Origin of the sequence: Agrobacterium sp. RAC06, assembly GCF_001713475.1 — a bacterium.
Taxonomy (GTDB): Bacteria; Pseudomonadota; Alphaproteobacteria; order Rhizobiales; family Rhizobiaceae; genus Allorhizobium.
This window is the reverse complement of record NZ_CP016499.1, coordinates 2673028-2698298: the sequence shown is the minus strand read 5'-3', so window position 1 is coordinate 2698298 and position 25271 is coordinate 2673028. Positions and strand designations below refer to the sequence as shown.

The window sequence follows — 25271 nt, the reverse complement described above, 5'->3', positions numbered from 1 at the left end:
GTCTGGGACTGCGGGAGGGAGCCCGCGATCTGCAAGGGAGGACGACCGGATGGACATGCAAGGCAGCGAGCGCATCGAGGCGCCGGTGGAAACCGTCTGGCGTGCGCTGAACGATCCCGAAATCCTCAAGCAGTCCATTCCGGGCTGCGAAAGCCTGGAAAAGACCTCTGACAGTCAGATGGCCGCCAAGGTCGTTCTGAAGATCGGGCCGATCAAGGCAAAGTTCGAAGGGGCCGTCGAGCTGCACAATCTCAATCCGCCGCATTCCTATACGATATCAGGCGAAGGCAAGGGTGGCCTTGCCGGCTTTGCCAAGGGTGGTGCAGATGTGACCCTGACACCGGAAGAGGACGGAGCGACCTTGCTCACCTATACGGTAAAGGCCGAGGTCGGCGGCAAGATCGCCCAGTTGGGAAGCCGTCTGATCGAATCGACCTCGAAGAAGCTCGCAGGCGAGTTTTTCTCGAACTTCAATTCCGCAGTGACCGGTGGGGTCGAGACTGACGCTTGACGGATGACGCAGGATCGGGTGAAAGCCCGGCACAAGGAAGCGGCGGCATCGTGGAACCAGCCGAGATGATTCGGCCTTAAGGGGACATGATGATGAACGAAGGACCTGACCAGTATTTCGAGCAGCAGGACATGGCGGTCAAGCTGATGCTTCTCGAGAACAAATCCGACGAACTGACGGACATCTTGGTTGAAGCGCTGCAGGATGCACTGAAGCTGCTCGAAGAAGAACTCGCGACCGTCCACTGATAGCGGCCAGTCGGCCCATCAGAACCTGTCGGAGACCTGGATCCCTGCGGGGCCCAGAATGACGGCGATCAGCACCGGCAGAAAGAACAGGATCATCGGAACGGTGAGCTTCGGCGGAAGGGCTGCTGCCTTTTTCTCCGCTTCGTTCATGCGTTCGTCGCGTCCCTCTTGCGCAAGCACGCGCAGAGCTTGCGCGACAGGTGTACCGTATCGGTCGGCCTGAATGAGCGCCTGAACCACGTTCTTGACGCCGTCGAGCTGCGTGCGTGTGCCAAGATTTTCGAGCGCCTGGCGGCGGTCGGGAAGAAATGAAAGTTCGGCCGTGGTCAGCACCATTTCCTCGGCGAGTTCGGGCGACTGCTCACCGATCTCGTCCGATACGCGCCGCATTGCAGCCTCCAGCGAGATACCCGATTCCACGCAGATCAGCATGAGATCCAGCGCATCCGGCCAGGCGCGCTTGATTGACTGCTGGCGTTTTGTGATGCGGTTCGAAACGTAGATGTTCGGCAGGTAGAAGCCGAGATAGCCGCCAAGAATGGTGACGAAGAGTCGAATCGGCAGCGCCTTTTCGGCCAGATTGCCGAGCACGAAGATCCAGAAAGCCGTAAGAGCGAGTGTTCCGAACGGCAATAGGAAACGCGCCACAAGGAACATGTTCAACGCGTTCTGTGATCTCAGGCCTGCAGCCTTCAGCTTGTCGACCGTGTTGTCGTCCACCAGCGCCTTGCGCAGGTTGAACCGTTCAACGATATGCCGCACCGACTTGTTGTTCGTCGCTCTGAGTGATGCCCGGCTCTGGGCAACTTCGGCGTTAAGTTTTGCCCGCTCCCGTGCGCGGATCAGGTCGCGCTCGGTCGAGACAGCACGCATGCGCTTGTTCAGGTCGCCACGTTCCAGATAGGGCATGGCGAAGGTGTAGAACGTGCCGAACACCGCGAGCCCCACGAGAACGGCGATCAGCAGCGTCGGATCTGTCAGTTGTGCGGCCCAGTCTTCCGTCATCGCCCGCTCCTCAGATCTCGAAGTTGATCATGTTGCGCATGACCAGAAGGCCGATGCTCATCCAGACAGCCGAGACGCCGAGGATCAGGTGTCCGCGGGAATCCGTGAACAGGATCATGATGTAGTCCGGCGACGTCAGGTAGACGAGCAGGGCCACGATAAAGGGCAGTGCGCCAATGATTGCGGCCGATGCCTTCGCTTCCATCGACAGAGCGTTGACCTTGGCCTTCATCTTCTTGCGGTCACGCAGGACGCGCGAGAGGTTGGAGAGCGCTTCGGAGAGGTTGCCGCCCGCCTGGCCCTGGATCGCGACGACGATGGCAAAGAAGCTGACTTCGCTCAGCGGCATGGTCTGATGCATGCGGGCCACGGAATCGGGCACGCTCAGGCCGAGTTGCTGGGACTCGACGATGCGCCGAAACTCCGTTTTGACCGGGTCCTGACCATCCGACGCAATCATCCGGATTGCGTCATTGAGCGGAAGGCCCGAGCGGATGGAACGTGTCATGACGTCGAGCGAATTGGGGAATTCTTCGAGAAACTTCTTCTGGCGACGGCCAACGAGAAACCCGACGAACCAGCGGGGTAGGCCGAAAGCGGCGACGAATGTAGCACCTGCGATCACCAGCGGTCCCATGCCCGCAAGGAACGTCACCGCCAGTACGACCAGTCCTATCAGGACGCTCACCATATAGAACTGGGACAGGGAAATCGCCAGACCCGATTGCACCAGCTTCGCCTTCAGGCTGGCGGCATTGGCCTTCTTGGTCTTGTCCTGCTGTTGTTTCTTCTCGAGTTCCTTGAGCGAGTCCTGCACCGATTTGCGTCGCTTGGAAATCTCCTGCACGCGGTCGCGGGCGGCCTTCATTTGGTTGGTGTCGGTTTCGGCAGACCGCACGCGGTTGATGCGGGTTGCCGTCTTTTTCTCGGTCTCGATCTTCGAATAGAGCACACCATAGGCGATCGCGCCTGTCGAGACGGCCGCGAGGACGACAATGGCCAGAATGGTAGGATCGATGCCGAACATGCTGGTCAGATCCCCTTGGACTTCTGTTCCATGGCGTCGAGTGCTGCCGCCAGTCGACGATCTTCGTTGTAATAACGCGCACGATCCCAGAAATGCGGCTTGCCGATACCGGTCGACATGTGCCGGCCGATGATCTTGCCGTTGGCGTCCTCGCCGTCCATCTCGTAGCGCATCAGGTCCTGGGTGATGATCACGTCGCCTTCCATCCCGATTACCTCGGTGATGTGGGTGATGCGGCGCGAACCATCACGCAGACGTGCTGCCTGGATGATGACGTCGATAGAGCCGGAGATGATTTCGCGCACGGTTTTGGCTGGCAGCGAGAAGCCGCCCATGGCAATCATCGATTCCATACGGCTGAGGCATTCGCGCGGCGTGTTGGCGTGGATGGTGCCCATTGATCCGTCGTGACCTGTGTTCATCGCCTGAAGAAGGTCGAAAACCTCAGGTCCGCGCACTTCACCGACGATGATGCGTTCTGGGCGCATACGCAGGCAGTTCTTGACGAGGTCACGCATGGTGATTTCGCCTTCGCCTTCAATGTTCGGCGGGCGCGTTTCCAGACGTACGACATGCGGCTGCTGCAGCTGCAGTTCGGCCGTGTCTTCGCAGGTGATGATACGCTCGTCGGTGTCGATAAAGCCCGTCAGGCAGTTCAGAAGCGTCGTCTTACCCGAGCCGGTACCGCCCGATATGACCACGTTGCAGCGGACGCGGCCGATGATCTGCAACACTTCTGCGCCTTCCGGCGTGATCGCGCCGAACTTGACCAGCTGGGCGAGGTTCAGCTTGTCCTTCTTGAACTTACGAATGGTAAGCGCCGGACCGTCGATGGCCAGCGGCGGGGCGATGACGTTGACACGGCTGCCGTCGGGCAGGCGCGCGTCGCAGATCGGCGAGCTTTCGTCGACGCGGCGGCCGACCTGGCTAACGATGCGCTGGCAGATCGACAGAAGCTGCGAATTGTCGCGGAATCGGATTTCCGATTCGATTGTCTTGCCGCCGACTTCGATGAAGGTCTGCCCGGCACCGTTGACCATGATGTCGGCGATGTCGTCGCGGGCCAAGAGCGGTTCGAGCGGGCCGTAACCCAGAACGTCGTTGCAGATATCCTCGAGCAGCTCTTCCTGCTCGGAGATCGACATCGCGAAATTCTTGATCGTGATGATGTCGTTGACGATGTCGCGGATTTCTTCACGCGCGCTTTCGCCGTCGAGCTTGGCGAGCTGCGACAGATCGATCGTGTCGATGAGCGCGGAAAACACCTGGCTCTTGGTGTCGTAATAGTCTTCTGTCCGCGGCGGTTTCTTGCGGCCGGGCGTCTGCATCGACGGCGGCGTCACCTGCTGACGCGTGCTGACCTCCGGGCTGCCGGGTTCGATGAGCGTGCTGGAGCGTGCCGCGGGCGCAGCAGCAGCCGGCTGTGTCGGGATCGTGCCGACGCCCGCCCCGCCCTTGCCGAAACCGTCGTTTCCGCGTTTGCCAAACATGAGCTCTACCTGTTCCTGTTAGCGGTCTACTTCTTGCGCAGCTTTTCGATGAACGAGCCGAGACCCGCCTTCTTGGGTTTCTTGATCGTGGCCCGGCCCGTCACGAGATGTGCGAGCTGCGAGAATGTCTCTGCCGTCGGAGATTTCCCGTCCATCTCGCTGATCATCCGGCCGCTATTGGCAGCGGTGCCGAAAAGCTGGGCGTCGAACGGGATGATTGCGACCGGATCGAGCTCAAGCGGTTCGAAGAAGTCGGATGGCGCGATTTCCGGCCGCTTCGGCATGCCCACCTGATTGAGGATCAGATGCGGCGGCTTGTCCTGCGGCCTCAGCTTTTTCAATGCGTCGATCATGTTCTTCATGTTGCGCAAATTGGCGAGGTCCGGTGCGCAGGTGATGACGATCTCGTCGACGTCGGAGAGCACAGCACGGGTCCAGTCGGCCCAGGTATGCGGCAGGTCGAGCACCGTCACGGGAGCGCTCCGCTGCAAAACGTCGAGGATCGGCTGGAAGGCGCCGCGCTCGTAGTCGTAACCGCGGTCGAGCATCGACGGGGCTGCGAGCAGTGAGAGGTTCTGGCCGCATTTCGTAAGCAGTCTGTCGAGAAAGACCTCGTCGAGACGCTCCGGCGAAAATACGGCTTCTGCCATGCCCTGGGCCGGATCCTGGTCGAAGTCGATATTCGCGGTCCCGAAAGGCAGATCGAGGTCGGCAAGCACGGTCTCCGTCGAAAACAGCGACGAGATGCCGAAGGCGCAGTTATGCGCGATGGTCGAGGAACCCACGCCGCCCTTGGCGCCGATGAAGGCGATGCTGCGGCCGAGCGGCTCGGCCTCCGGGTCGACGAAGATCGAGGCGATTGAACTCATCATGTCGGCCATGGTGAAGGGCGCCACGATGTATTCGGAAATGCCGCTGCGGATCAGTTCGCGGTAGAGCGCGATATCGTTGTGCCGGCCGACGAGGATCACCCGCGAGCTCGGATCGCAGACTTCGGCCAGCGGTGCCAGCTCCGTCATCAGGTCGCGCGGTCCGGCGTCGGTTTCCAGAATGATGAGGTTCGGCGTCGGCGTCGAGGAGAACATGTTCGCGGCAGCCGCGATATTGCCATGCGTGATGCGCATGCTGACACGCGCCATGCGTCGGTCGCCGGCGCATTGCTCCATCGTCCGATGCACGCCTTCGCTGATGCAGAAGGCATGGATCGAGATGCGCGGCAGCGGACGCAGGTTCTCGACGTCGCCTGCGATCACGCTCTCGGAAGCGCTCCGATATCCCTCAGTGGATTCGCCGATGTCATAGTCGATCGCGTTCATGCTCTCATCCTGTCCTCTTGGACCGCAGTCGCATCAATTCGTGGAGGTGTCGGCGCCCCGGCGATAAAGTCCGATCACGGTCGAGCGCCTGGTGGCGTCGATCGGAGCCATGTCGCGGGGGGTAACGAGATCCATCGGATTGGCGATTTGTGCGGCGAGGTTGCTCTGCGTCGCGCAGCCGAAATTATGATAGTTCTTGTTGCTGAAGGTGTTGTTCTGCAGGTCCTCCGGCCATTCGCCGCAGGGATTTGTCATCGCGGTGATCGCGACATAGCTGATCCTGACAGGGGCCGCATTGCTGTTGGCTTCTGCCTGGTAAGACGTTTCGATGATCTTGTTGGCCGCAACGCCCCGGGTGGTCAGGACCTGGCGGATCTGCTTGCGCATGGCCGACGCCGCGCCGGAGTTCGGCGAGCCGTGCGGCACCATGACCTGGATCGTGCCCGTCGACGCCGACAGATAGTCTGCGGCAAAACCGGCGATCGAATCCTGCACGCCAACCGTCAGTCTGCGGTCGCCGGATGCGATCGGAACATCGAGTGTATGTTCCACTTCGCTTAGCATGATGGGATGTCGCGTGCGGTAGTCGTCGGGGATGGCGGACGTCGTCATCCGGTCCTTCGTGCTGCCGCAACCCGAAAGTGCGACGGCTGTTCCGAGAACGAGGCCGGCGAGGAGGATACGCTGGAATGAATGACCCACTGATGCCATGGCTGGCCGACTTTCCCTGACTTGACGTGCCGAATGTTTCATTTCGATCCTCACGCCGTTCACTTGTAGATGAAGCCGACAGCGCCATGGTACTGGCCGGTCGGTTGGTTGTTCTCGCGGCGGCCATAGACCTTGTTCACCTTGTTCAGGAAGAAGGTCGCGCCGTCGTTTTCCGGGTTGAAATTGTCATCCGGTCGCGACAGGGCGCCGCGTGCAACGGGGCGCACCAGATAGGGTGTCGCGATGATCACGAGTTCTGTCTCGTTGCGCTGGAAGTCCTTGCTGCGGAACAGCGTGCCGAGCACAGGCACCTTGGATAGACCCGGCAGACCGGACATCGCCTGGCGAATATTGTCCTGAACGAGACCTGCAATCACGATCGAGCCACCGGACGGCAATTCGACGGTGGTCGAGGCCTCGCGCTTGCGGATCGACAGGAAGGTCGAGCCCGGGACCTGGTTGAGAACGTTACCCGTGACCTGCGAGGATTCCCAGGTCGGCTCGGAGACATTGGTCTCGATCTGCAGGCTGATACGACCAGGTGCGAGAACGACCGGGCGGAAGTTCAACTCGATGCCGTAGTCGATGCTCTGCGTCGTGCGTTCGATGGAAATGCCGTCTTCTTCGTCGCTCGACACTTCTTGCGGTCCGGCAAGTCGGAATTCGCCGCCGACATAGAACTTCGCGGGCTCGCCCGAGATTGCGGTCAGGCTCGGTTCGGCCAGCGTGCGCATCACGCCGGCCTGCTCCATGGCATTGATGTAGGTATTGAGCCCGAGGCCGCCGATACCAGCAGAAATCACAGCCGTCCCTGTCGGATCGATGGCATTGCCGAGGTTCGACGGATTGGCATAGCTGATGCCGGTCGATCCGTCGGAGATACTGCCCGAGAAACCGAGCTGCTTCAGCACCTGCCGGCTGACTTCTGCCACGGTGACCTTCAGCGTCACCTGGTCCTCGCCCTCGATGGTCAAGAGATTGACGATCTGCGACGTCTGTCTCTGCTCGGCATAGATCGCCACAGCGCCGTCGCCGCTGCTCTCGCTGGTGGCAGTCGTATTGCGCGTCGTTGCTTCACCGCCCTTGAGGAAAGCCTCTGCAAGGCTGGCTGCACGGGCGGCGTCCTGCGGGGTACGCACGCTGCCTGTCAGGACGATGTTGTCGGAGACGATTTCGACCTTGATGTCGGATTCTGGAATGAAGCGGCGCAGATTGGTTTCAAGACCCGAGATATCGCGCTCGATCTGGATGTCCAGGCTGACGATCTCCTCGCCATTGGCGCCGAAGATGAAGATGTTGGTCTGGCCGACCATCTTGCCGAACAGATAGATGCGGCGCGACGAGCGCGTCACGGCATCGGCCATCACCGGGTCTGCCACCAGAATGTCGTGAGCATCTGCGGGCAGGTCGACAACCAGCGCCTTGTTCAGGCCAAGCTTCAAAGACCGGCGGGCGCCCGGACCGGAATTGGTGATGCGCAAGACCGTCTGCTGCGCAGCCTCTGCTGCAGGCACCATGGTTCCGTGGTCAAGAAAGGAGCTCGGAGCGCCAGTGATCGCCATGGCAAAGGCGATGCTTGCGGTCAGCGATACCTTGAGTTTGTGTGTCAGACTGGCCACGATGGGTCTCCACTCATTGCATGGAATTGGCGGTCGATGAGGTCGACTTGACCACCTCGCCAGACTTGATGACCTGGATGATCGGCTGGCCGTCTCCACCGCTGAGCAGATGGTCGGCAGCCGACGTGTCTTCTTCCTGCGCGTCGGCGACCGAACGCAGTGCGAGCGAGAGACGATCTGCCATCTGCTGCGCAACAGCGATGACCTTGGTCTGGTCCGGCGTCAGTTCGAGGGTTGCCGTCGTGCCGATGACGGATTTGGAGCCATCAGGGGCTTCCGCGATCTGCTGGTCGATCGCCAGCACACGAACATTGGAAAGAATGGTCTCCGTCAGGAAATTGTCTTCCTCACCTTTGCGGACCATGATCACGTCGACGCGGTCGTTCGGCAGGATGAAACCGCCGGCGCCGGTGGCCACCGAAATCTCGGTCGAGACGGCCCGCTTGCCGGATGGCAAGAGCGCCGAGAGGATACGGGAAGAGGAATCGGCAATCTTTTCACGCCGAAGCGGCTCGCCTTCGAAGACGGGCAGGCGAACGACGACGCCGGACAGCTCGGCGATGGCATCCGGCCGCGTCGATGCTGTGATGAAGCCATCCACCACGCTGCCTTCCGGCCAGGCCATCCAGCGCATGGAGTTTTCATCGAGAAGGCACCGACCGGAAGGTTCGCCGCGGAGACGAGCACCTCTACGGTCGGTTCCTTCTCGATGACGGCATCCTGCACGATCACGGTCTGGTTGCCGCTTAGCCGCATGGCAAGCAGACCGGCCATACCGGCAGCCACGACGGCGACGGCGAGTATGATGAGGCGGGCGGGTTTCATGATCGATCCTCGGGCGACGCAATAGGTTCTACCGGCAAGGTTGATCAGGAATTGGTGTACTTATGGTTAATGACCCGCTTACATTTGTAGTTAACGGAAGGTTTCTTCAGTCCTCGTCAGAGCGCTTTCTGAATGGCTGAAACTACAAGCGGTGAACTCGGATAGGCCAGCAGACCTGCTGCGCCAATGGCAATGGCGTAAGGGATCTTGTTGGCGATCATAAATGTTTGTGGAAGTCGGACGCCGACAGTCGCGAGCTTGTCCCAGTTGGCACGCAGGAGCATGACCAAGATGGTCAGCACACCGCCGAGATATCCCGTATAGACGAGGAACTCGAAGAGAGAGGTGTTGAAACCGAACCAGAGCGCCGCAGCCGTCAGCAGCTTCGCATCGCCGCCGCCCATGACATTGAGCGCAAAAAGGCTGAAACATCCAATGAATACCAGCAGACCCGCCGCCAGATGCCAGCCGAGTTCGATGGCGGATAATCCGCTGAAGGGGGCAATAAGGACGAAGGCGCCGATGAGCAGGAGCGAGATCCAGTTCGGGATCGTCATCTCCAGGAAATCGGTGAGCGCTGCCATAACCAGACAGGCTGGAAGCACGATAAAGACGATCGCTGAATACATGGCCGCTACTCCTCGTCAGCCCCGATATCCGATTTGTATTGAGATTCAGGAAACGAAGCTTCGTTCTAGCTTCTGAACATGCCGCAAATGCGAAAAGGCCGCCTGGTCGAGGCGGCCTTCAAATTCTTGCTTACGCCAGTCTTAGTTGGCGCCTTCGGCCGTAGACATCTTGGTCGAAATGCCCTGGAACGTGTTGTTCAGGGCGCCGCCGAGGGTCGTGGCGCCGGTGATCAGGGCGACCGAGATGAGGGCGGCGATAAGGCCGTATTCGATTGCGGTTGCGCCGGACTCGTCCTTGACGAAACGTGCGAAAAGCTTGGTCATGTTATTTCTCCTACTCCGCGAGGTTGATCAGCACTGCCGGCAACTGTTTGCCGTTGCTCGGATGTCGTCAACCTAAGCGGCGGCCTATTGCCATCGGCTTAAGAAAAACGGTTACCAGATCGTGAAACGGCGCAAGCCTCCGGCGTGGTAAATGAATGTTGGCATCGACCGATAAGATGCCGCAGATCTCAGCCAAAACGGCGCATTGTCGGGAGCTTTCCCATCCTCATGACGGGTGCGGCGTTCCAAGGTCTTTCCCCTTGACAGCAAATGTTAACGCATCTCCTCGCCAGGCTGCGCCCGAATGGCACACATTCGACCAATCCGTCCCTCGAGCCGCAGGCGAAATTTGTTAGCCGAGCCGATCGAGTGCTCTGTCTGGCGCTGCAAAAATGCATTTAACCCTTCGTTCACCAAAAGCCGGCATGCTTCCCGCAACATCCCCACGCGCGTATTCAAAGGCACGTTCATGTCCGATCGTCTTCTTGCTGCTGCCGCCGCCATGACCATGGTCCTGGCCACGCTTTCGTCAGCAACCGTTGTGCATGCGCAAGATGAGGGCATCCTGCGCGTCTATATGAACAGCGCACGGGTGCTGAAGCTGGATCGCCCGGTGAGCAAGGTGATCGTCGGCAATGCCGAGGTTGCCGATGCAACCGTCGCCGACGCACGCACGATTGTCCTGACCGGCCGTTCATACGGCACGACGAACCTTGTCCTGCTGGATGCCGACGGCAATGCCATCGTGGACGAACGCATCCTCGTATCCATCGACGAGGCCAGCACCGTGCGGGTGTTTAAGTCCACCGCGCGCACCGTTCTCTCCTGCACGCCGAACTGCGAAGAACACGCAAAGACCGGCGCTACGCCGTAATACTCTTGAGTTTCGCTTTCAGACGGCGTGGCAAAGTGTAAATATTCGGGAAACGGAAAATCAATATTTGGCTCGTAGCTTCTCCTGAGCTTTGAGGATGAAGAAGGCTATGACCAGCCAGGATATCGATCGAGATCATCACATTGAGCGCCGCAGACCACGGCTGTGGCGCAAGCTTGCGCGATCGAAAGACGGCGCTGCAGCGATCGAATTCGCGATTCTCGCTGTACCCTATTTCCTCATCATCTTCGCGATCATCGAAACCTTCGTCGCTTTCGCTGCCGAGCAGCTGGTGACCAATGCGGTCAACACGCTGGGCCGGCAGATACGCACCGGACAGATCACCTATCAGATGAACCGCCCTGCCACGGACATGGATGTCACCAAGTTCCGGGAGGCGTTTTGTGACGAGATAGACATCATGATCCAGTGCTCGGAGGCGGAAATCGCCACGCCGAGCAAACTCTATATCGACGCCCGAACCTTCCCCAAGTTTGCAGACATTCCGCAAACCATCCCGCGTGTGTCGACGGCCAATTTCGCCGACATCGACACGACGAGCTTCAAGTTCACGCCCGGAGGGCCCGACACGGTCAACATGCTGCGTGCCTATTATCGCTGGCAGGTGATCACCGATCTCGTCCGCCCCTACATCACGACCATCAGACCCGCAGATGGGTCCCTGCCGTCAGACTTCCTCATCGTCGCCACCACCGCCTTCCAGAACGAGAACTATCCATGACCGCGAACGGCAGAGATATGTCCGCGCTGAAACGAAGCATCGCCAGCCTTCGCCAGGGTTGCTTCGGCCTTGTCTGCAATTTGAAGCGCCTGATGGGCGACAGGCAGGGCGTAGGTGGGGTCGAGTTTGCGCTCGTCGCGCCGATGCTGATCGTGCTCTATCTGATGGCATTCGAGCTCACCATGGGCTTGAGCGTTGCCAAGAAGGCGTCGATGGCAAGCAGCACGATTGCAGACCTCGTTTCGCGCGAAGAGGCAGTCGACAAGACATTCCTTGCGGGCATGGCGGATGTCTCCGGCGCGATCTTCGTGCCCTATCCGTCGAAAGATCTGCTGATCAACGTCAGCGCGATAAAGATCGATTCCTCGAAAGCGGCGAAAGTCTTGTGGTCCTGGTCGACCACAGGCGTCGCCCCCTATGCCGCCGGCACGGATGCACCCGTGCCAGCTGACATGCTTGTTGCCGATACATTTCTGATCCGCAGCGAACTCAGCGTCAGCCACGAACTGATGATGTATCTGCCGGGCCTGTCGGGTACCGAAGCCAAGAACTTGACCATTGCGCGGGAATACTACTTCCGCCAGCGCCTCGGCACCGAAATCAAATGCCAAGGCTGCTGATCTGAGGCGTTTGCCAAGCCTTCGCGCAGGCGTTAAGGATGCGATCGAAGGCCGGCAGAACAACAAACCAGACCCGGCCGTGGTGTTCACATGGCACGTGCTTTCCTTTTCGTTCTCGATTCCTTTGGCATCGGCGGCGCGCCCGATGCGCCCGCCTATGGTGATCATGGCTCCGATACACTCGGCCATATCGCCGAGTTCTGTGCTGCCGGCGCCGGCAATCGCAAGGGGCTGCGGCATGGGCCGCTGGTCGTGCCGAACATGTCGGCACTCGGCCTCATCGAGGCCGCTAGGCTCGCCACCGGCAAGGCGCCCGACGGCATGGCCGTCCCCGAGCGGGTCTTCGGCTTGCATGGTGCGGCAAGCGAAGTCTCGCACGGCAAGGACACGCCCTCTGGTCACTGGGAAATCGCCGGCACGCCCGTGATGTTCGACTGGGGCTATTTTCCGGAAGGCGAGGAAGCCTTCCCGGCAGATCTGGTGGAAGCGATCTGCCGCGAAGCGAACCTGCCGGGCATCCTCGGCAATTGCCATGCATCCGGCACCGAGGTCATCGCCCGCTTTGGCGAGGAGCATATCCGGACCGGCCAACCGATCTGCTACACCTCAAGCGATTCCGTCTTCCAGATCGCCGCCCATGAAACCCATTTCGGTCTCGAACGCCTGCTCGAACTCTGCCAGATCGTCAGAAAGCTTCTTGATCCCTTGAACATCGGCCGCGTCATCGCGCGGCCTTTCATCGGCGAAACCGTCCAGACCTTCGAGCGCACCGGCAATCGCCGCGACTATTCCGTACTTCCGCCGGAGCCGACCCTGCTCGACCGCCTCGTCGAGGCCGGTCGCAAGGTCCATGCCGTCGGCAAGATCGGCGATATCTTTGCCCACCAGGGTGTCTCCCGCATCATCAAGGCCAATGGCAACATGGCGCTGATGGACGCGACGCTGAAGGTCATGGACGAGGCCGAAGACGGCGATCTCGTCTTCACCAATTTCGTCGATTTCGACATGCTCTTCGGCCATCGGCGCGACGTGCCGGGTTACGCCGCAGCGCTCGAAGCATTCGACCGCCGCCTGCCGGAGGTCCATCGCAAGCTGAAGCCGGGAGACATGGTTCTCATGACCGCGGACCACGGCTGCGATCCCACCTGGCGCGGCACCGACCACACCCGCGAGCGCGTACCGATCATGTGCTTCGGCCCCGGCGTGCGCTCGCGCAACATCGGTGTGCGCAATACCTATGCCGATATCGGCGAAACCATCGCGGCGCATCTGGGGATCGCCCCCGGCCGCCACGGACGGAGCTTCCTGTGACGAGACGAATGAAGAAGGCTGAACTGCACTGTCATATCGAGGGTGCGGCGCCGCCGGCGCTGGCGCTCGACCAGGCCGAGAAATACGGCGTTGATCCTGCGACCTTCATGCGCGACGGCACCTATGTCTGGAGCGACTTCGCCGAATTCATCAAGGCCTATGACCGTGTGGCGGCCCTCTTCCGTACGGAAGAGGACTATGCCCTCCTGACCGAGACTTACCTGCGCGAGCTTGCAGCCGTCGATACGATCTACAGCGAGATCATCGTCTCGCCTGACCATGGCGATCGCATCGGCCTCGGTGCCGACACCTATCTCTCCGGCATCACCGCCGGTATTGAGGCCGCCAAGGCTGCGACTGGCATCGAGGCCCGCATCATCGTCACCGGCGAGCGCCATTTCGGCCCGGAAAGCGTCATTGCCGCTGCCGAATATGCCGCCCGCAGCAACAATCCGCTGGTCACGGGTTTCAATATGGCCGGCGAGGAGCGCATGGGCCGCGTGGCGGATTACGCCCGCGCCTTCGACATCGCCCGCGAGGCTGGCCTCGGCCTCACCATCCATGCCGGTGAGGTCTGCGGCGCCTTCAGCGTCACCGATGCCCTCGACCTCGTCAAACCCGCTCGTATCGGCCACGGCGTCCGCGCCATCGAGGATCCCGAGCTCGTCCGCCGCCTCGTTGATCTCGGCACCGTGCTGGAAGTCTGCCCGGGCTCCAACATCGCGCTCAAGGTCTTTTCCGATTTCGCCAGCCATCCGCTCAAGAAGTTCCACGAGGCCGGTGTGAAGGTCTGCATCAATTCCGACGATCCACCCTTCTTCGGTACATCACTTGCCCAGGAATACGACTGGGCGTCGAGCGAATTCGGCTTTACCGATGCCGAGATCGACGGCATGACGCGCACAGCCATCGAGGCCGCTTTCGTCGACGAGGAGACGCGAGCGCGGCTTCTCGCCCGTCTTTGATGCTACGCCTGTTGAAGACCGGCTAAATTCCGGCATCGCTCTTGCGGGCGTCCAAGAGAACGTGAAAATAGAAGCACCTCAGAAAACAAGAAAAGAAGGCTCGACCATGGACGGCGTAACAGTCATCGATCACCCCCTCGTGCAGCACAAGCTGACGATCATGCGCCGCAAGGAAACGTCGACCTCGAGCTTCCGTCGGCTGCTGCGCGAAATCTCGACTCTCCTCTGCTATGAAGTGACCCGCGATCTCGAACTGACGATGGAGACGATCGAGACGCCGCTCACCGAGATGCAGTCGCCGATCCTCGAAGGCAAGAAGCTGGTCTTCGCCTCGATCCTGCGTGCCGGCAATGGTTTGCTCGAAGGCATGCTGGAACTTGTGCCAGCCGCCCGCGTCGCCCATGTTGGCGTCTACCGCGACCACGAGACGCTGCAGGCCGTCGAATACTACTTCAAGGCACCCGACGCCCTGTCGGAACGACTGATCATCGTCGTCGACCCCATGCTCGCCACGGGCAACTCGTCGATCGCCGCGATCGAAAAGCTCAAGGAGCGCGGCGCGAAGAACATTCGCTTCCTCTGCCTCTTGGCTGCCCCCGAAGGCATCAAGAATTTCCACGCAGCGCATCCCGATGTGCCGATCTTCACCGCGTCTATCGACAGCCATCTGAACGAGAAGGGCTACATCATGCCCGGCCTCGGCGATGCCGGCGACCGGATGTACGGAACGAAGTGATTTCTTAACCAGATCGCAAGCTTTGACGGCCCGAAACCCCGGTTTCGGGCCGTTTTGCGTCCTGCGTTATCCAACTTCTTCGGATCCGCTGCTACGATCCGGCGTCGCTCACGGGGATAACAGATGTTCGCTCGCACGCTGTTCACAGTCATGATGCTCGCCTTGTCCGCCAGCCAATGGCCGACGATCGCGGAGAAGGTTCAGGCCATGCTGGACGAGCGCGAGACGACCGAACCCGCTGCCGTCGTGGCAAAGCCTGCCGCAGCGGTTCCATCCGGCCAGACGGTTCTCACGATGGGTCGCCATGGCCACTATTCGGGAACGTTCAAGATGAACGGCAAGCCGGTGGATGCCATGGTGGATACCGGGGCCTCCAGGGTGGCGATGAATGTCTCGACCGCCCGCCGCCTCGGGTTCAGCCCGGCAGCGCTCGATTTCCGTTACCAGGTGAGAACTGCAAACGGCGTCACCAAGGCCGCACACGTGACGCTTGACCGGGTCGAGATCGGCAGTATCCGGGTGCGTAACGTCGAGGCTGTCGTTCTGGGTGATGAGGCGCTCTCATCCACGCTTGTCGGCATGAGCTTCATGACAAAACTCAGGTCCTATACGGCGGAGAAGCGCACGCTGAGGATGATCCAGTGAGATTTGCGCCTGCTATTCGGCAGCGATCCTGAGCCCGATGACCGGTACTGCCGTCGGCTTCGTTCCCGAAATGCGATAGCATTCCGCCACCGTCCTGGCGGCTTGAGTGGCAGTCGCCTCGTCATTCGCCTGAACAAAGGCGATCGGCTCGCCCTTTTCGACCTTTGTGCCCAGCGGCTTGAAGCCGTAGATGCCCACGCCGTGATCGATCTTGTCGCTAGGACGCTGGCGACCACCACCAAGCGCGACAACGGCAAGCCCAAGGCCACGCGTGTCGCAACTGCTTAGATAACCGTCCTCATCGGCAAGAACGGCGATCTCAACCTTGGCCCGTGGGAGATGCGTTTCTGCCTTGTCCATGAAATCGGCGGGACCGCCGAGCTCCGACACCATGCGACCAAAGATCTCCGCAGCCTCGCCCGATGCCAGAACTCGGTTGCAACGGGCAAGCGCGGCCGCCTGATTGCTCTCGACGCCGGCATTGATCAGCATCTCGGCACCGAGCGCCAGCGTCACCTCTTCGAGTCGCGTACCGCTCTTCAAGCCCTTCAGAAAATCGACGGCGTTCAGCACTTCGATCGCATTGCCGGCGCAGTCGGCAAGTGGCTCGTTCATGTCGGTCAAAAGCGCCGTGGTCTTCACGCCGGCGCCATTGGCGACACGCACCAGCGATCGCGCCAAGGCCTCCGCATCCTCAGCTTTCGCCATGAAGGCGCCATTGCCGACCTTGACGTCGAGAACCAGGCTTTCCAGCCCGGCCGCGAGTTTCTTCGACAGAATGGAGGCCGTGATCAGCGGAATGGATTCGACCGTCGCCGTCACGTCGCGGATCGCATAGAGCCGCTTGTCGGCCGGGGCCAGATCACCTGTCTGGCCGATGATCGCGCAGCCCGCACGATCGACCGTCCGGCGGAAGGTGACATTGTCAGGCATCACGTCGTAACCGGGGATCGACTGCAGCTTGTCGAGCGTGCCCCCGGTATGGCCAAGCCCGCGCCCTGAAATCATCGGGACGGCCAGCCCACAGGCCGCCACGATCGGAGCCAGCATCAGCGAGACATTGTCGCCGACGCCACCCGTCGAATGTTTGTCGGCCACGGGCTTGCCGACGCCTGCCCAGGAAAGCACGTCGCCGGAATCCCGCATGGCAAGCGTCAGCGCCACGATTTCATCCGGCGTCATGCCCTTGAAGAAGACGGCCATGGCAAAGGCCGCTACCTGCCCCTCGGAGATCTTTTCCTTCGACAGGCCCTCGATAAAGCCGGCGATCTCCTGCGCGCTCAGGGTCCCGCCATCACGCTTGCGTCGAATGATCTCCTGGGGAAGCATGGCTCAGTACCCCGATGCCGCAGCGGTTGAGCGCTCGCCCGAGAGCACGGCGATGATGTCGTCGAGCAGGCCGGAAGCGCCGAAGCGGAAGGTCGATGGCATCACCCAGTCCTCGCCCATGATGGTGTCGGCGAGCTTTAGATAATGGCCAGCGTCCATTACTGTCGCAATGCCGCCGGCCGGCTTGAAGCCGACCTTCTTGCGGCTGTCGCGGATCGCCTGCAGCATGATGTCGGCCGCCTCGAGCGTCGCATTGACGCCAACCTTGCCGGTCGAGGTCTTGATGAAGTCGGCACCGGCCGCGATCGAAAGATCCGATGCACGTCGGATCAGGGAAATGTCCTTGAGCTCACCCGTTTCCAGGATCGTCTTCAGGATCGCTGGGCCACAGGCGTCTTTGACCGCCGAAACCATGTTCGTCACGGCCTTGTCGTCACCGGCCGCCAGCGCCCGGTAGGGGATGACGAGATCGATGTCGTCGGCGCCATCAGCAGCCGCATCGCGCGTCTCGGCCAGCACGTCCTCGGTCTTCATCTCGCCCGAAGGGAAGTTGACCACCGTTGCGATGCGGATCGGGCTATCGGGACCGAGCAGCGTGCGTGCCTGCATGACGAAGCGCGGCCAGATGCAGATCGCAGCTGTCGGACCAAACGCGCTCTGGGCGCGACCGCACAGCGTCACGATCTGGTCGGGCGTGCAGTCGTCTTTCAGATTGGTGAGGTCGAGCAGCGAAAGCGCCCGCGATGCGACAGCGCGCAGTTCTTGATTATCCAATGTCATTTCCTCCGCCGATCATCCGTTTCAGGATGGTGGCCAGACGTTTGCCGCCGATCGGCGCCATGTCTTTGGTTTCTTCGTGGCTGAGTTCGCCACCGGTCATGCCTGCCCCATAATTGGTGATCACCGAGGCGGCTGCAACCCTCAGGCCACAGAAACGGGCGAGAATGACTTCCGGCACGGTCGACATGCCCACGGCATCTGCACCCAGAATACGCGCCATGCGGATCTCCGCCGGCGTCTCGAAGCTCGGGCCCGAGAACCACATATAGACACCCTGCGCGAGCGGCACATCTTCTGCTTCAGCAGCTGCCCGCATCGCGGCCTGCAGCTCGGCATCATAAGCCGAGGTCATGCCGACGAAGCGCCCGTCGCTCGGCTCGCCGATCAGCGGGTTCTTGCCGGAGAAGTTGATGTGATCGGTGATCTGCATGACCGAACCAGGCGGCATGTCCTCGCGCAGCGATCCCGCCGCGTTGGTGAGGATCAGCGACTTCACGCCGAGCCCCATGAGAACCTCGATCGGCATGCGCATCGCATTCGCATCGCCGTGTTCGTAATAGTGCATGCGGCCGGCCAGCATGATGACCGGCGTGCGCCCGAGATAGCCCGCAACGATCTCGCCGGCATGGCCCGACACACCGCTTAAGGGAAAACCGGGCAGATCGGAGTAGGGGATGCGGATGGCATCACGAACCTCGTTGACCAGTGATCCCAAGCCCGATCCGAGAACGATGCCGAAGCGCGGCATGAGGCCGTTCAGGCGCTCGACCAGCAGATCCACGGCCGCCTTCATCCGAGGATGTCCGTTTTGAAGCTGAGCGGCAGAAGCTCGTCCATCGTCATGGTCTTCTGCACACCCACTTCGTCACAGAGATAGATCTTGGTATCGGCAGACGCGAATTCCGAGATCTTCTGCCGGCAGCCGCCGCAGGGCGGGCAGAGCGCCAGCTTCTCGGCGATCACGGCCATCTCGACGATCTTCTTGCCGCCACCCATGATCATGCAGCCGATCGCCGTCGGCTCGGCACACCACCCTTGAGGGAAAGAGAGGTTCTCGATATTGGCGCCGGTATAGATGCGACCGTCGTCCGCGCGGATGGCAGCCCCCACGGGGAACTTCGAATAGGGCGCATGCGCGAATTTCATCGCGTCACGCGCGGCTTCGAAAAGATCATGTGCCATGATCAACGCTCCTTGGAGTATGCGACGCCACCGGCCTTCGGCGGGTTGGCAGAGCCGATGAAGCCCGCAAGCAGAATGCAGGTGAGGATATAGGGCAGGGCCTGGAAGAGCTGCACCGGCACTTCCCCGATGAGCGGTATCTCCTTGCCCTGCATGAAGTTGGCGAGGGCATCGAGGAAACCGAAGAGCAGGCAGGCGAACATGACCGGCACCGGCTTCCACTTGGCGAAGATCAGCGCTGCAAGCGCGATGAAGCCCTTGCCGGCCGACATGTCCTTGATGAAGGCAGCCGACTGGGCGATTGCGAGGTAAGTACCGGCGATGCCGCAGAGCAGACCGGCCATCAGCACCGCGCGGTAGCGCAGGAAGGTGACCGAAATGCCGGCGGTATCGACCGCACCCGGGTTCTCGCCCACGGCACGCAGGCGAAGGCCGAAGCGCGTGCGATAGAGCACCCACCAGGAGATCGGAACGGCGAGGAACGCGATATAGGTGAGCATGTTGTTGCCGGAGATCACGTTCGAATAGATCGGCCCGATGAAGGGCACGTCGCGCATCATGTCGGCACCCGGCAGGATGATAGGGGAGAAACGACCGTCGCCGGAGACCTGCGGCGTACGGCCGCCCTGGCCGAACCAGGCCTGGCCGAGCACCACGGTGAGGCCAGCCGCAACGAAGTTCAGCGCCACGCCCGACACGATCTGGTTGCCGCGATTGGTGATCGAGGCAAAGCCGTGGATCAGCGAGAACACCAGTGAGACGGCGATGCCGGAGAAGAGCCCGAGCCAGGCCGAACCGGTGAGATAGGCGACACAGGCCGCGGCAAAGGCCGCTGCCAGCATCTTGCCTTCAAGCCCGATGTCGAAGACGCCGGCCCGTTCGGAATATAGGCCGGCAAGGGCTGCCAGGATCAGCGGGATCGACAGTCGGATCGTCGAGCCGAGGATGCTGATGAGCATGTCAAAGGATTCCATGGTCGCGTCCTCAGGCCTTTGTCATTGTCTGGTAGATCCGCACGATCATCGGGCGGCACATGAATTCCAGCGCGCCGGCAAACAGGATCACAAGACCCTGAATGACCACGATCATCTCGCGGGTGATGTTCGGCATGTCGAAGGAGAGCCAGGCTCCACCCTGATAGAGAATGCCGAACAGGATGGCGGCAAGCACGATGCCGAGCGGATGGTTGCGCCCCATCAGCGACACCGCGATCCCGACAAAGCCCGCGCCTGCGACGAATTCCACCTGCAGACGGGCAGACGCGCCGAGCACCGGGTTGAGCGCCATCATGCCGGCAAGGCCGCCGGAGATCAGCATCGTGATCATGACGATCTTCACATAGGGAATGCCGGCATAGGCGGCGGCCGAACGGCTGATGCCGAGCGTGCGCATCTCGAAGCCGAGCTTGGTGCGCCAGATCAAGATCCAGACCAGCACGCACATGACGAGCGCGATCAGGAAGGAGACGTTGAACGGGGCAGGTCCGAGCGTGCCGCCGAACATCGCGATCAGCCAGTCGAGCTTGGGCAGCTGGCCGCCTTCGAGGAAGGTGCGGGTTTCCGGCGCCATTTTGCCCGGCACGATCAGCACGTTGACCAGCAGATAGACCATCAGCGCTGCGCCGATGAAGTTGAACATGATCGTCGTGATGACGATATGGCTGCCGCGCTTGGCCTGCAGCCAGGCCGGGATGAAGGCCCAGGCCGCGCCGAAAAGGGCGGCCGCCATGATCGCAAACGGCATGGTGACATACCACGGTACGTAATGGTCGAGCGCAAGCGCTGCGAGTGCGGCACCCAGTCCACCGAGATAGGCCTGGCCTTCCGAGCCGATGTTGAACAAGCCGGCGTGATAGGCGACCGCGACGGAGAGCCCGGTGAAGATGAAGTTCGTCGCATAAAACAGCGTGAAGCCGATGCCTTCGCCGCTGCCAAGCGCGCCTTCCAGCATCAGCTTGAGTGCGTCCCACGGGTTTTCCCCGATGATCCAGACCACGAGGCCGGACACGAGAAAGGCAAGCGTGAGGTTGATCAGCGGCAGCAGCGCATAATTGATCCAGTTCGGCAGGGGTACGGATGCAGTGCTCATCAAATCCTCAAGCGGCAATGCCGGCCATCATCAGGCCGAGTGTCTGTTCGCCTGTATCAGGCGTCTTTTCGCCGACGACCTTGCCGGCGAACATCACCAGAATGCGGTCGGAGAGCGAGCGGATCTCGTCGAGCTCGACGGAGACGAGCAACACGGCCTTGCCAGCGTCGCGCGTCTCGACGATCCGCTTGTGAATGAACTCGATCGCGCCGATGTCGACGCCGCGCGTCGGCTGGCCAACGATCAACAGCTTTGGATCACGCTCGATTTCGCGGGCAACGACGATCTTCTGCTGGTTACCGCCCGAGAAATTGGCGGTCTTCAGTCTGGGGTTCGGCGGACGGATATCGTATTTCTCGATTTCCTCGACCGCCGCCTTGCGCATCAGGTCTGGATTGAGGAACGGACCCTTTCCATAGCGCTCGTCGCGATGATAGCCGAGAATGGCATTCTGGCTTTCCTCGAAGGGAAGCACGAGGCCCATATGGTGGCGGTCTTCGGGGATATGCGCCACGCCAATGCCGCGCAGTTCGGCCGGGTCGAGGCCGGCAACGTTCTGTCCGTTGATCCAGATTTCGCCCGAGGTCGGCTTGCGAATCCCGGTGATGGCTTCGAGAAGCTCGCTCTGACCATTGCCAGCGACGCCGGCAATACCGACGATCTCGCCGGAGCGCACGTCGAAGGAGACGTTGTCGACCATGACGACGCCCCGGTTGTCCTTGACGGTCAGATTGCGCACCGAGAGGAAAATCTCGCCGGCATTGGCGGGCTTCTTATCCACATGCAGCAGCACCCGGCGGCCGACCATCAGCTCGGCGAGTTCTTCGACCGTGGTTTCGGCCGTCTTGCGGGTCGCAACCATTTCGCCGCGGCGCATGACGGACACGGTATCGGTAATCGCCATGATCTCGCGCAGCTTGTGGGTGATCAGGATGACCGTCTTGCCCTGGTCGCGCAGCACGCCGAGGATCTTGAACAAATGGTCGGCTTCAGCCGGTGTCAGCACGCCCGTCGGCTCGTCGAGGATCAGGATCTCGGCACCGCGATAGAGCGCTTTCAGGATTTCGACGCGCTGCTGCAGACCAACAGGCAGTTCCTCGACGATCGCGTCGGGATCCACGTCCAGCTCGTAGTCTTCTTCCAGCTTCTTGAGCGCCGCGCGTGCGGCATCCGTGCCCTTGCCGAGCAAGGCGCCGCCTTCGGCACCGAGCATCAGGTTCTCGAGCACGGAGAAATTCTCGACCAGCATGAAGTGCTGGTGCACCATTCCGATTCCGGAACTGATGGCGGCCTGACTGTCCTTGATCGTGATCGGCTTTCCGTCGATCTGAATGGAACCCTGATCGGCCTGATAGAAGCCGTAGAGGATCGACATCAGCGTTGACTTGCCGGCGCCGTTTTCACCGATGATGCCGTGGATGGAGCCCTTGGCGACCGTCAGATTGATATTCTTGTTGGCATGCACCGCACCGAACTTCTTGTCGATGCCGATCAATTCGATCGCGGGTGCCTGGTTCGTTGCGTTCATTCCGGTCCCCCAGACATACAAAAAGGGCGCAGAACGACGATGTCGCCGTCCTGCGCCCGGATTCTAGATCACTTCGGGCAGGAATTGTCCGACATGTAGTCGTGGACCTTGATGGTGCCGGCGGCGATGTCGGCCTTGGCCTTCTCGACGGCAGCCTTCATCTCATCGGTGATCAGCTTGGCGTTGTTGTCGTCCAGAGCGTAGGCGACACCTTCCTGTGCGACGCCGAGAACCTGCAGACCGGGCGTGAACTTGTCGTTCTTCGAATCTGCGTAAGCGTTGTAGACGGCGAGGTCGACGCGCTTGACCATCGAGGTCAGAACCGAACCCGGATGCAGGTGGTTCTGGTTGGAGTCGACGCCGATCGACAGCTTGCCGTTGTCGGCAGCGGTCTGCAGAACGCCGAGACCGGTTGCACCGGCTGCCGCGTAAACGACATCCGCACCCTGGTCGATCTGGTTCTTGGTGAGCTCACCGCCGCGAACCGGGTCGTTCCAGGCAGCGCCCGTGGTGCCGGTCATGTTCTGGAAGACCTGGATGTCGGCCTTGGCAGCGCGTGCGCCCTGCTCGTAGCCGCAGGCGAACTTGCGGATCAGCGGAATGTCCATGCCGCCGACGAAGCCGACCTTGCCGGTGGTGGAAGCCATGCCGGCGAGCAGGCCAACGAGGTAAGAGCCTTCCTCTTCCTTGTAGACGACCGAACGGACATTCGGCTTGTCGACGACGGAATCGACGATCACGAACTGGGTATCCGGGAATTCAGCGGCAACCTTTTCGATGGCCGAGGTCCAGGCGAAGGAAACGGCGACAACCGGGTTGAAACCGCGCGAAGCGAAGTTGCGGATTGCCTGTTCGCCCTGCGTGTCGCTGGTCGGCTCGAAGTCGCGGTAGTCGATGCCGGTTTCGGCCTTGAACTTCTCGGCGCCACCGTAAGCGGCTTCGTTGAAGGATTTGTCGAACTTGCCGCCCGTGCCGTAGACCAGCGCCGGCTTGACGTCGGCCGCAAGCGCGGTCGCCGACATCGCGGCCAAGGCAAAGAGACTGAGGAGGGTTTTCTTCATGGTGCAGCCCTGTTGTTGCTATTGATCTTGTTGGGTCCTCCCGCAAGCCTTCCTCATGAGAAAGACATGTCTGCGGAACCGCCGCCCCCTTTTCCGGAGGTCCTGGCTGGCTTTCATCCTTGCATGGCTCGCTTCAAAATTCACCAGATTTTTTTCATCTGGTAAAGATTCACAAGCCTGCTGATTTTTCAGCGCAGGACGCTGAAAAATCAGTCAGATCAATAGGATTTATGCTGCGTCTTTGAGCATTCGCCCTCAGGCTGCGGGCGAGATCGGGCAGGAAACGCCCGTACCGCGTAGGCCGCAGTAACCATTCGGATTCTTCGCCAGATACTGCTGGTGATACTCCTCGGCAAAGTAGAACGGTCCGGCATGGGCGATCTCCGTCGTCACCCGGCTGCTGCGTCCAGCCTTCACCAGCGCCTCCTGGAAGCGATCGCGAACGGCGATGGCAAGCGCCATGTCCTCGTCATCCTCGACATAGATCGCGGAGCGATAGGTGGTGCCGATATCATTGCCCTGGCGCATGCCCTGGGTCGGATCATGCGCCTCGAAGAAGATCTTAAGCAGCCCTTCCAGCGAGATTTTCGCGGGGTCGTAGACCACCTTCACCACTTCGGTATGGCCGGTCAGGCCCGTCACGGTCTCCTGATAGGTCGGATTGGGCGTGATGCCACCCTGGTAGCCGGAGACGGTTAGATGAACGCCCGGCGTTTGCCAGAGCAGACGCTCGGCGCCCCAGAAGCAGCCCATGCCGAGATAGATGGTCTTCATGCCCTCGGGCACTGGGCCCTTCAGCGGCAGGCCGGAGATGAAATGCGTCGATGCGGTCGGGATCGGCTCGGATCGGCCGGGCAGGGCGTTTTCTGCCGTCGGCATGACGGTTTTCTTGTTGAACATGTCGATCAGGAACATCTTGAAACCTCCTGAGGCCGTTTCTCGGCCTGTTTTTCCACTTTGTTCTGCCTCTGCGGCAGATCACCGCCCGCCGCATCAACCGGTTGCGATCTTGTTTCGTTGGTCGTCGGCACTCACCGAAACTTGCAATCTGCCGGGCACTTTCAAGCCTTTGGCGCGCTGAAGGCCCGGTTCAAGCTGCAAATCGTCCGGCCAGCGAAGGCCTCTTGTAGCCGATCATCCAGAAGGCGAGCGACAGCACCAGCATGGCGGCAAATGCCGGCTGCGGCAGGACAACATCGCGAAGCGCGAGCCAGGCACCGTCGCCGAGGCGCCCGACGACAAGCTCCTCGAGTGTCATCAGAGAGCCCGGATGCGTCTCGATCCAGGCTTCCGAAATCGGGGTCATGATGACCTGCGACGCAGATACCGAGGCAATGGCATCGATCACGCCGAATACGACGCCGACGCAAAGCGCAAGCAAACTCAAGACCCTGAACAGGAAGCGCACCACCAATGTCTCCGGCTGAAGCCCGGCACGGCCTTTAGGGCCTGCCGCACTGAGCCTAAAGATAGGGAATTGTCGGCCGATGTCAAAATTCTGATAGATTTCGGTTGATCCGCCGAAATTCCTCGGTATATATCCCGCCCGACCAACCGCGGTGGTTTTCCCCGCGTTCCCCCTGGACAGGTGGCCGAGTGGTTTAAGGCGCACGCCTGGAACGCGTGTGTGCGTGAAAGCGTACCGTGGGTTCGAATCCCACCCTGTCCGCCATTCTTCCCCATCTCCATTCGACTATATGATGCC

Annotated in this window: 27 protein-coding genes, 1 tRNA gene and 1 pseudogene; 10 read left to right on the top strand and 19 right to left on the bottom strand. The window is 60.9% G+C overall.

Annotated elements, in window-relative coordinates:
* The first annotated feature begins 49 nt into the window (after positions 1-49).
* Positions 50-511 (top strand): SRPBCC family protein, encoded by a 462-nt coding sequence (locus BSY240_RS13035; RefSeq protein WP_069042593.1) that lies wholly within the window; start codon positions 50-52, stop codon positions 509-511.
* Between the two features lie 92 nt (positions 512-603).
* Positions 604-759, top strand: a complete 156-nt coding sequence (locus BSY240_RS24165) for a hypothetical protein (RefSeq protein WP_167494934.1) — start codon at positions 604-606, stop codon at positions 757-759.
* Positions 760-777: 18 nt separating this feature from the next.
* On the opposite strand, the gene BSY240_RS13030 is transcribed toward BSY240_RS24165, so the two are convergent.
* The 9 genes and pseudogenes from BSY240_RS13030 to BSY240_RS12990 form a co-directional block, all read right to left on the bottom strand.
* Positions 778-1764 (bottom strand): type II secretion system F family protein, encoded by a 987-nt coding sequence (locus BSY240_RS13030; RefSeq protein WP_054149425.1) that lies wholly within the window; start codon positions 1762-1764, stop codon positions 778-780.
* Positions 1765-1774: 10 nt separating this feature from the next.
* The gene (locus tag BSY240_RS13025) at positions 1775-2791 is read right to left on the bottom strand and encodes a type II secretion system F family protein (protein WP_069042592.1); all 1017 of its coding nucleotides are present in this window, start codon (positions 2789-2791) and stop codon (positions 1775-1777) included.
* Positions 2792-2796: 5 nt separating this feature from the next.
* A complete protein-coding gene (locus tag BSY240_RS13020) occupies positions 2797-4281 on the bottom strand; it encodes a CpaF family protein (protein ID WP_054149427.1) in 1485 nt (494 codons plus the stop codon).
* A gap of 26 nt (positions 4282-4307) precedes the next feature.
* Positions 4308-5597 carry an AAA family ATPase gene (locus tag BSY240_RS13015; protein ID WP_054149428.1) on the bottom strand — a complete coding sequence of 430 codons (1290 nt, stop codon included), beginning with the start codon at positions 5595-5597 and terminating at the stop codon, positions 4308-4310.
* A 33-nt stretch (positions 5598-5630) separates the two neighbouring features.
* Positions 5631-6308, bottom strand: a complete 678-nt coding sequence (locus BSY240_RS13010) for a CpaD family pilus assembly protein (protein ID WP_054149429.1) — start codon at positions 6306-6308, stop codon at positions 5631-5633.
* Positions 6309-6367: 59 nt separating this feature from the next.
* The gene (locus BSY240_RS13005) at positions 6368-7927 is read right to left on the bottom strand and encodes a type II and III secretion system protein family protein (RefSeq protein ID WP_069042591.1); all 1560 of its coding nucleotides are present in this window, start codon (positions 7925-7927) and stop codon (positions 6368-6370) included.
* Positions 7928-7940: 13 nt separating this feature from the next.
* A pseudogene (cpaB, locus tag BSY240_RS13000) lies at positions 7941-8752 on the bottom strand (Flp pilus assembly protein CpaB).
* Between the two features lie 116 nt (positions 8753-8868).
* Positions 8869-9381, bottom strand: coding sequence for an A24 family peptidase (locus BSY240_RS12995; RefSeq protein ID WP_069042590.1), 513 nt, complete (start codon positions 9379-9381; stop codon positions 8869-8871).
* A gap of 141 nt (positions 9382-9522) precedes the next feature.
* Positions 9523-9705, bottom strand: a complete 183-nt coding sequence (locus BSY240_RS12990; RefSeq protein ID WP_069042589.1) for a Flp family type IVb pilin — start codon at positions 9703-9705, stop codon at positions 9523-9525.
* 502 nt (positions 9706-10207) lie between these two features.
* Between BSY240_RS12990 and BSY240_RS12980 the strand changes: the two genes are divergently transcribed.
* The 7 genes from BSY240_RS12980 to BSY240_RS12950 all read left to right on the top strand — a co-directional run bounded on the left by BSY240_RS12980 (position 10208) and on the right by BSY240_RS12950 (position 15598).
* The gene (locus BSY240_RS12980; protein WP_236759374.1) at positions 10208-10579 is read left to right on the top strand and encodes a pilus assembly protein N-terminal domain-containing protein; all 372 of its coding nucleotides are present in this window, start codon (positions 10208-10210) and stop codon (positions 10577-10579) included.
* 109 nt (positions 10580-10688) lie between these two features.
* The gene (locus BSY240_RS12975; RefSeq protein WP_069042586.1) at positions 10689-11321 is read left to right on the top strand and encodes a TadE/TadG family type IV pilus assembly protein; all 633 of its coding nucleotides are present in this window, start codon (positions 10689-10691) and stop codon (positions 11319-11321) included.
* Entirely contained in the window at positions 11318-11941 is a 624-nt protein-coding gene (locus BSY240_RS12970; protein WP_236759252.1) for a TadE/TadG family type IV pilus assembly protein, read from the top strand. Before BSY240_RS12975 ends, BSY240_RS12970 begins: the two co-directional genes overlap by 4 nt.
* Positions 11942-12031: 90 nt before the next feature.
* Positions 12032-13252, top strand: coding sequence for a phosphopentomutase (locus BSY240_RS12965; RefSeq protein ID WP_069042585.1), 1221 nt, complete (start codon positions 12032-12034; stop codon positions 13250-13252).
* Entirely contained in the window at positions 13249-14217 is a 969-nt protein-coding gene (locus BSY240_RS12960; RefSeq protein ID WP_069042584.1) for an adenosine deaminase, read from the top strand. The genes BSY240_RS12965 and BSY240_RS12960 overlap by 4 nt, the downstream gene beginning before the upstream one ends.
* A gap of 106 nt (positions 14218-14323) precedes the next feature.
* A complete protein-coding gene (gene upp / locus BSY240_RS12955; RefSeq protein WP_006725188.1) occupies positions 14324-14953 on the top strand; it encodes a uracil phosphoribosyltransferase in 630 nt (209 codons plus the stop codon).
* 123 nt (positions 14954-15076) lie between these two features.
* On the top strand, positions 15077-15598 hold the full coding sequence (locus BSY240_RS12950) for a TIGR02281 family clan AA aspartic protease (protein ID WP_069042583.1): 522 nt from the start codon (positions 15077-15079) through the stop codon (positions 15596-15598).
* A gap of 12 nt (positions 15599-15610) precedes the next feature.
* Here BSY240_RS12950 and deoA read toward each other — a convergent pair whose 3' ends face one another.
* The 10 genes from deoA to BSY240_RS12900 form a co-directional block, all read right to left on the bottom strand.
* The gene (deoA, locus tag BSY240_RS12945) at positions 15611-16927 is read right to left on the bottom strand and encodes a thymidine phosphorylase (protein ID WP_069042582.1); all 1317 of its coding nucleotides are present in this window, start codon (positions 16925-16927) and stop codon (positions 15611-15613) included.
* A 3-nt stretch (positions 16928-16930) separates the two neighbouring features.
* Positions 16931-17707: a deoxyribose-phosphate aldolase gene (gene deoC, locus BSY240_RS12940; protein WP_442855985.1), complete on the bottom strand. Its 777-nt coding sequence runs from the start codon at positions 17705-17707 to the stop codon at positions 16931-16933.
* Positions 17694-18500: a purine-nucleoside phosphorylase gene (locus BSY240_RS12935; protein WP_069042580.1), complete on the bottom strand. Its 807-nt coding sequence runs from the start codon at positions 18498-18500 to the stop codon at positions 17694-17696. Before BSY240_RS12935 ends, deoC begins: the two co-directional genes overlap by 14 nt.
* Positions 18497-18889 carry a cytidine deaminase gene (locus BSY240_RS12930; RefSeq protein WP_069042579.1) on the bottom strand — a complete coding sequence of 131 codons (393 nt, stop codon included), beginning with the start codon at positions 18887-18889 and terminating at the stop codon, positions 18497-18499. Before BSY240_RS12930 ends, BSY240_RS12935 begins: the two co-directional genes overlap by 4 nt.
* A gap of 2 nt (positions 18890-18891) precedes the next feature.
* Positions 18892-19863, bottom strand: a complete 972-nt coding sequence (locus BSY240_RS12925; protein ID WP_054149443.1) for an ABC transporter permease — start codon at positions 19861-19863, stop codon at positions 18892-18894.
* A gap of 10 nt (positions 19864-19873) precedes the next feature.
* Positions 19874-20977, bottom strand: coding sequence for an ABC transporter permease (locus BSY240_RS12920; protein ID WP_069043969.1), 1104 nt, complete (start codon positions 20975-20977; stop codon positions 19874-19876).
* Positions 20978-20984: 7 nt separating this feature from the next.
* Positions 20985-22505: an ABC transporter ATP-binding protein gene (locus BSY240_RS12915; RefSeq protein ID WP_069042578.1), complete on the bottom strand. Its 1521-nt coding sequence runs from the start codon at positions 22503-22505 to the stop codon at positions 20985-20987.
* 68 nt (positions 22506-22573) lie between these two features.
* Positions 22574-23566 carry a BMP family lipoprotein gene (locus BSY240_RS12910; protein WP_069042577.1) on the bottom strand — a complete coding sequence of 331 codons (993 nt, stop codon included), beginning with the start codon at positions 23564-23566 and terminating at the stop codon, positions 22574-22576.
* A 255-nt stretch (positions 23567-23821) separates the two neighbouring features.
* Complete coding sequence (gene msrA, locus BSY240_RS12905) at positions 23822-24481, bottom strand: peptide-methionine (S)-S-oxide reductase MsrA (protein WP_054149447.1); 660 nt, start codon at positions 24479-24481, stop codon at positions 23822-23824.
* Positions 24482-24656: 175 nt separating this feature from the next.
* The gene (locus tag BSY240_RS12900; protein ID WP_054149448.1) at positions 24657-24977 is read right to left on the bottom strand and encodes a hypothetical protein; all 321 of its coding nucleotides are present in this window, start codon (positions 24975-24977) and stop codon (positions 24657-24659) included.
* Between the two features lie 171 nt (positions 24978-25148).
* Between BSY240_RS12900 and BSY240_RS12895 the strand changes: the two genes are divergently transcribed.
* Positions 25149-25238: transfer RNA gene (locus BSY240_RS12895), tRNA-Ser, on the top strand.
* Positions 25239-25271: the final 33 nt, after the last annotated feature.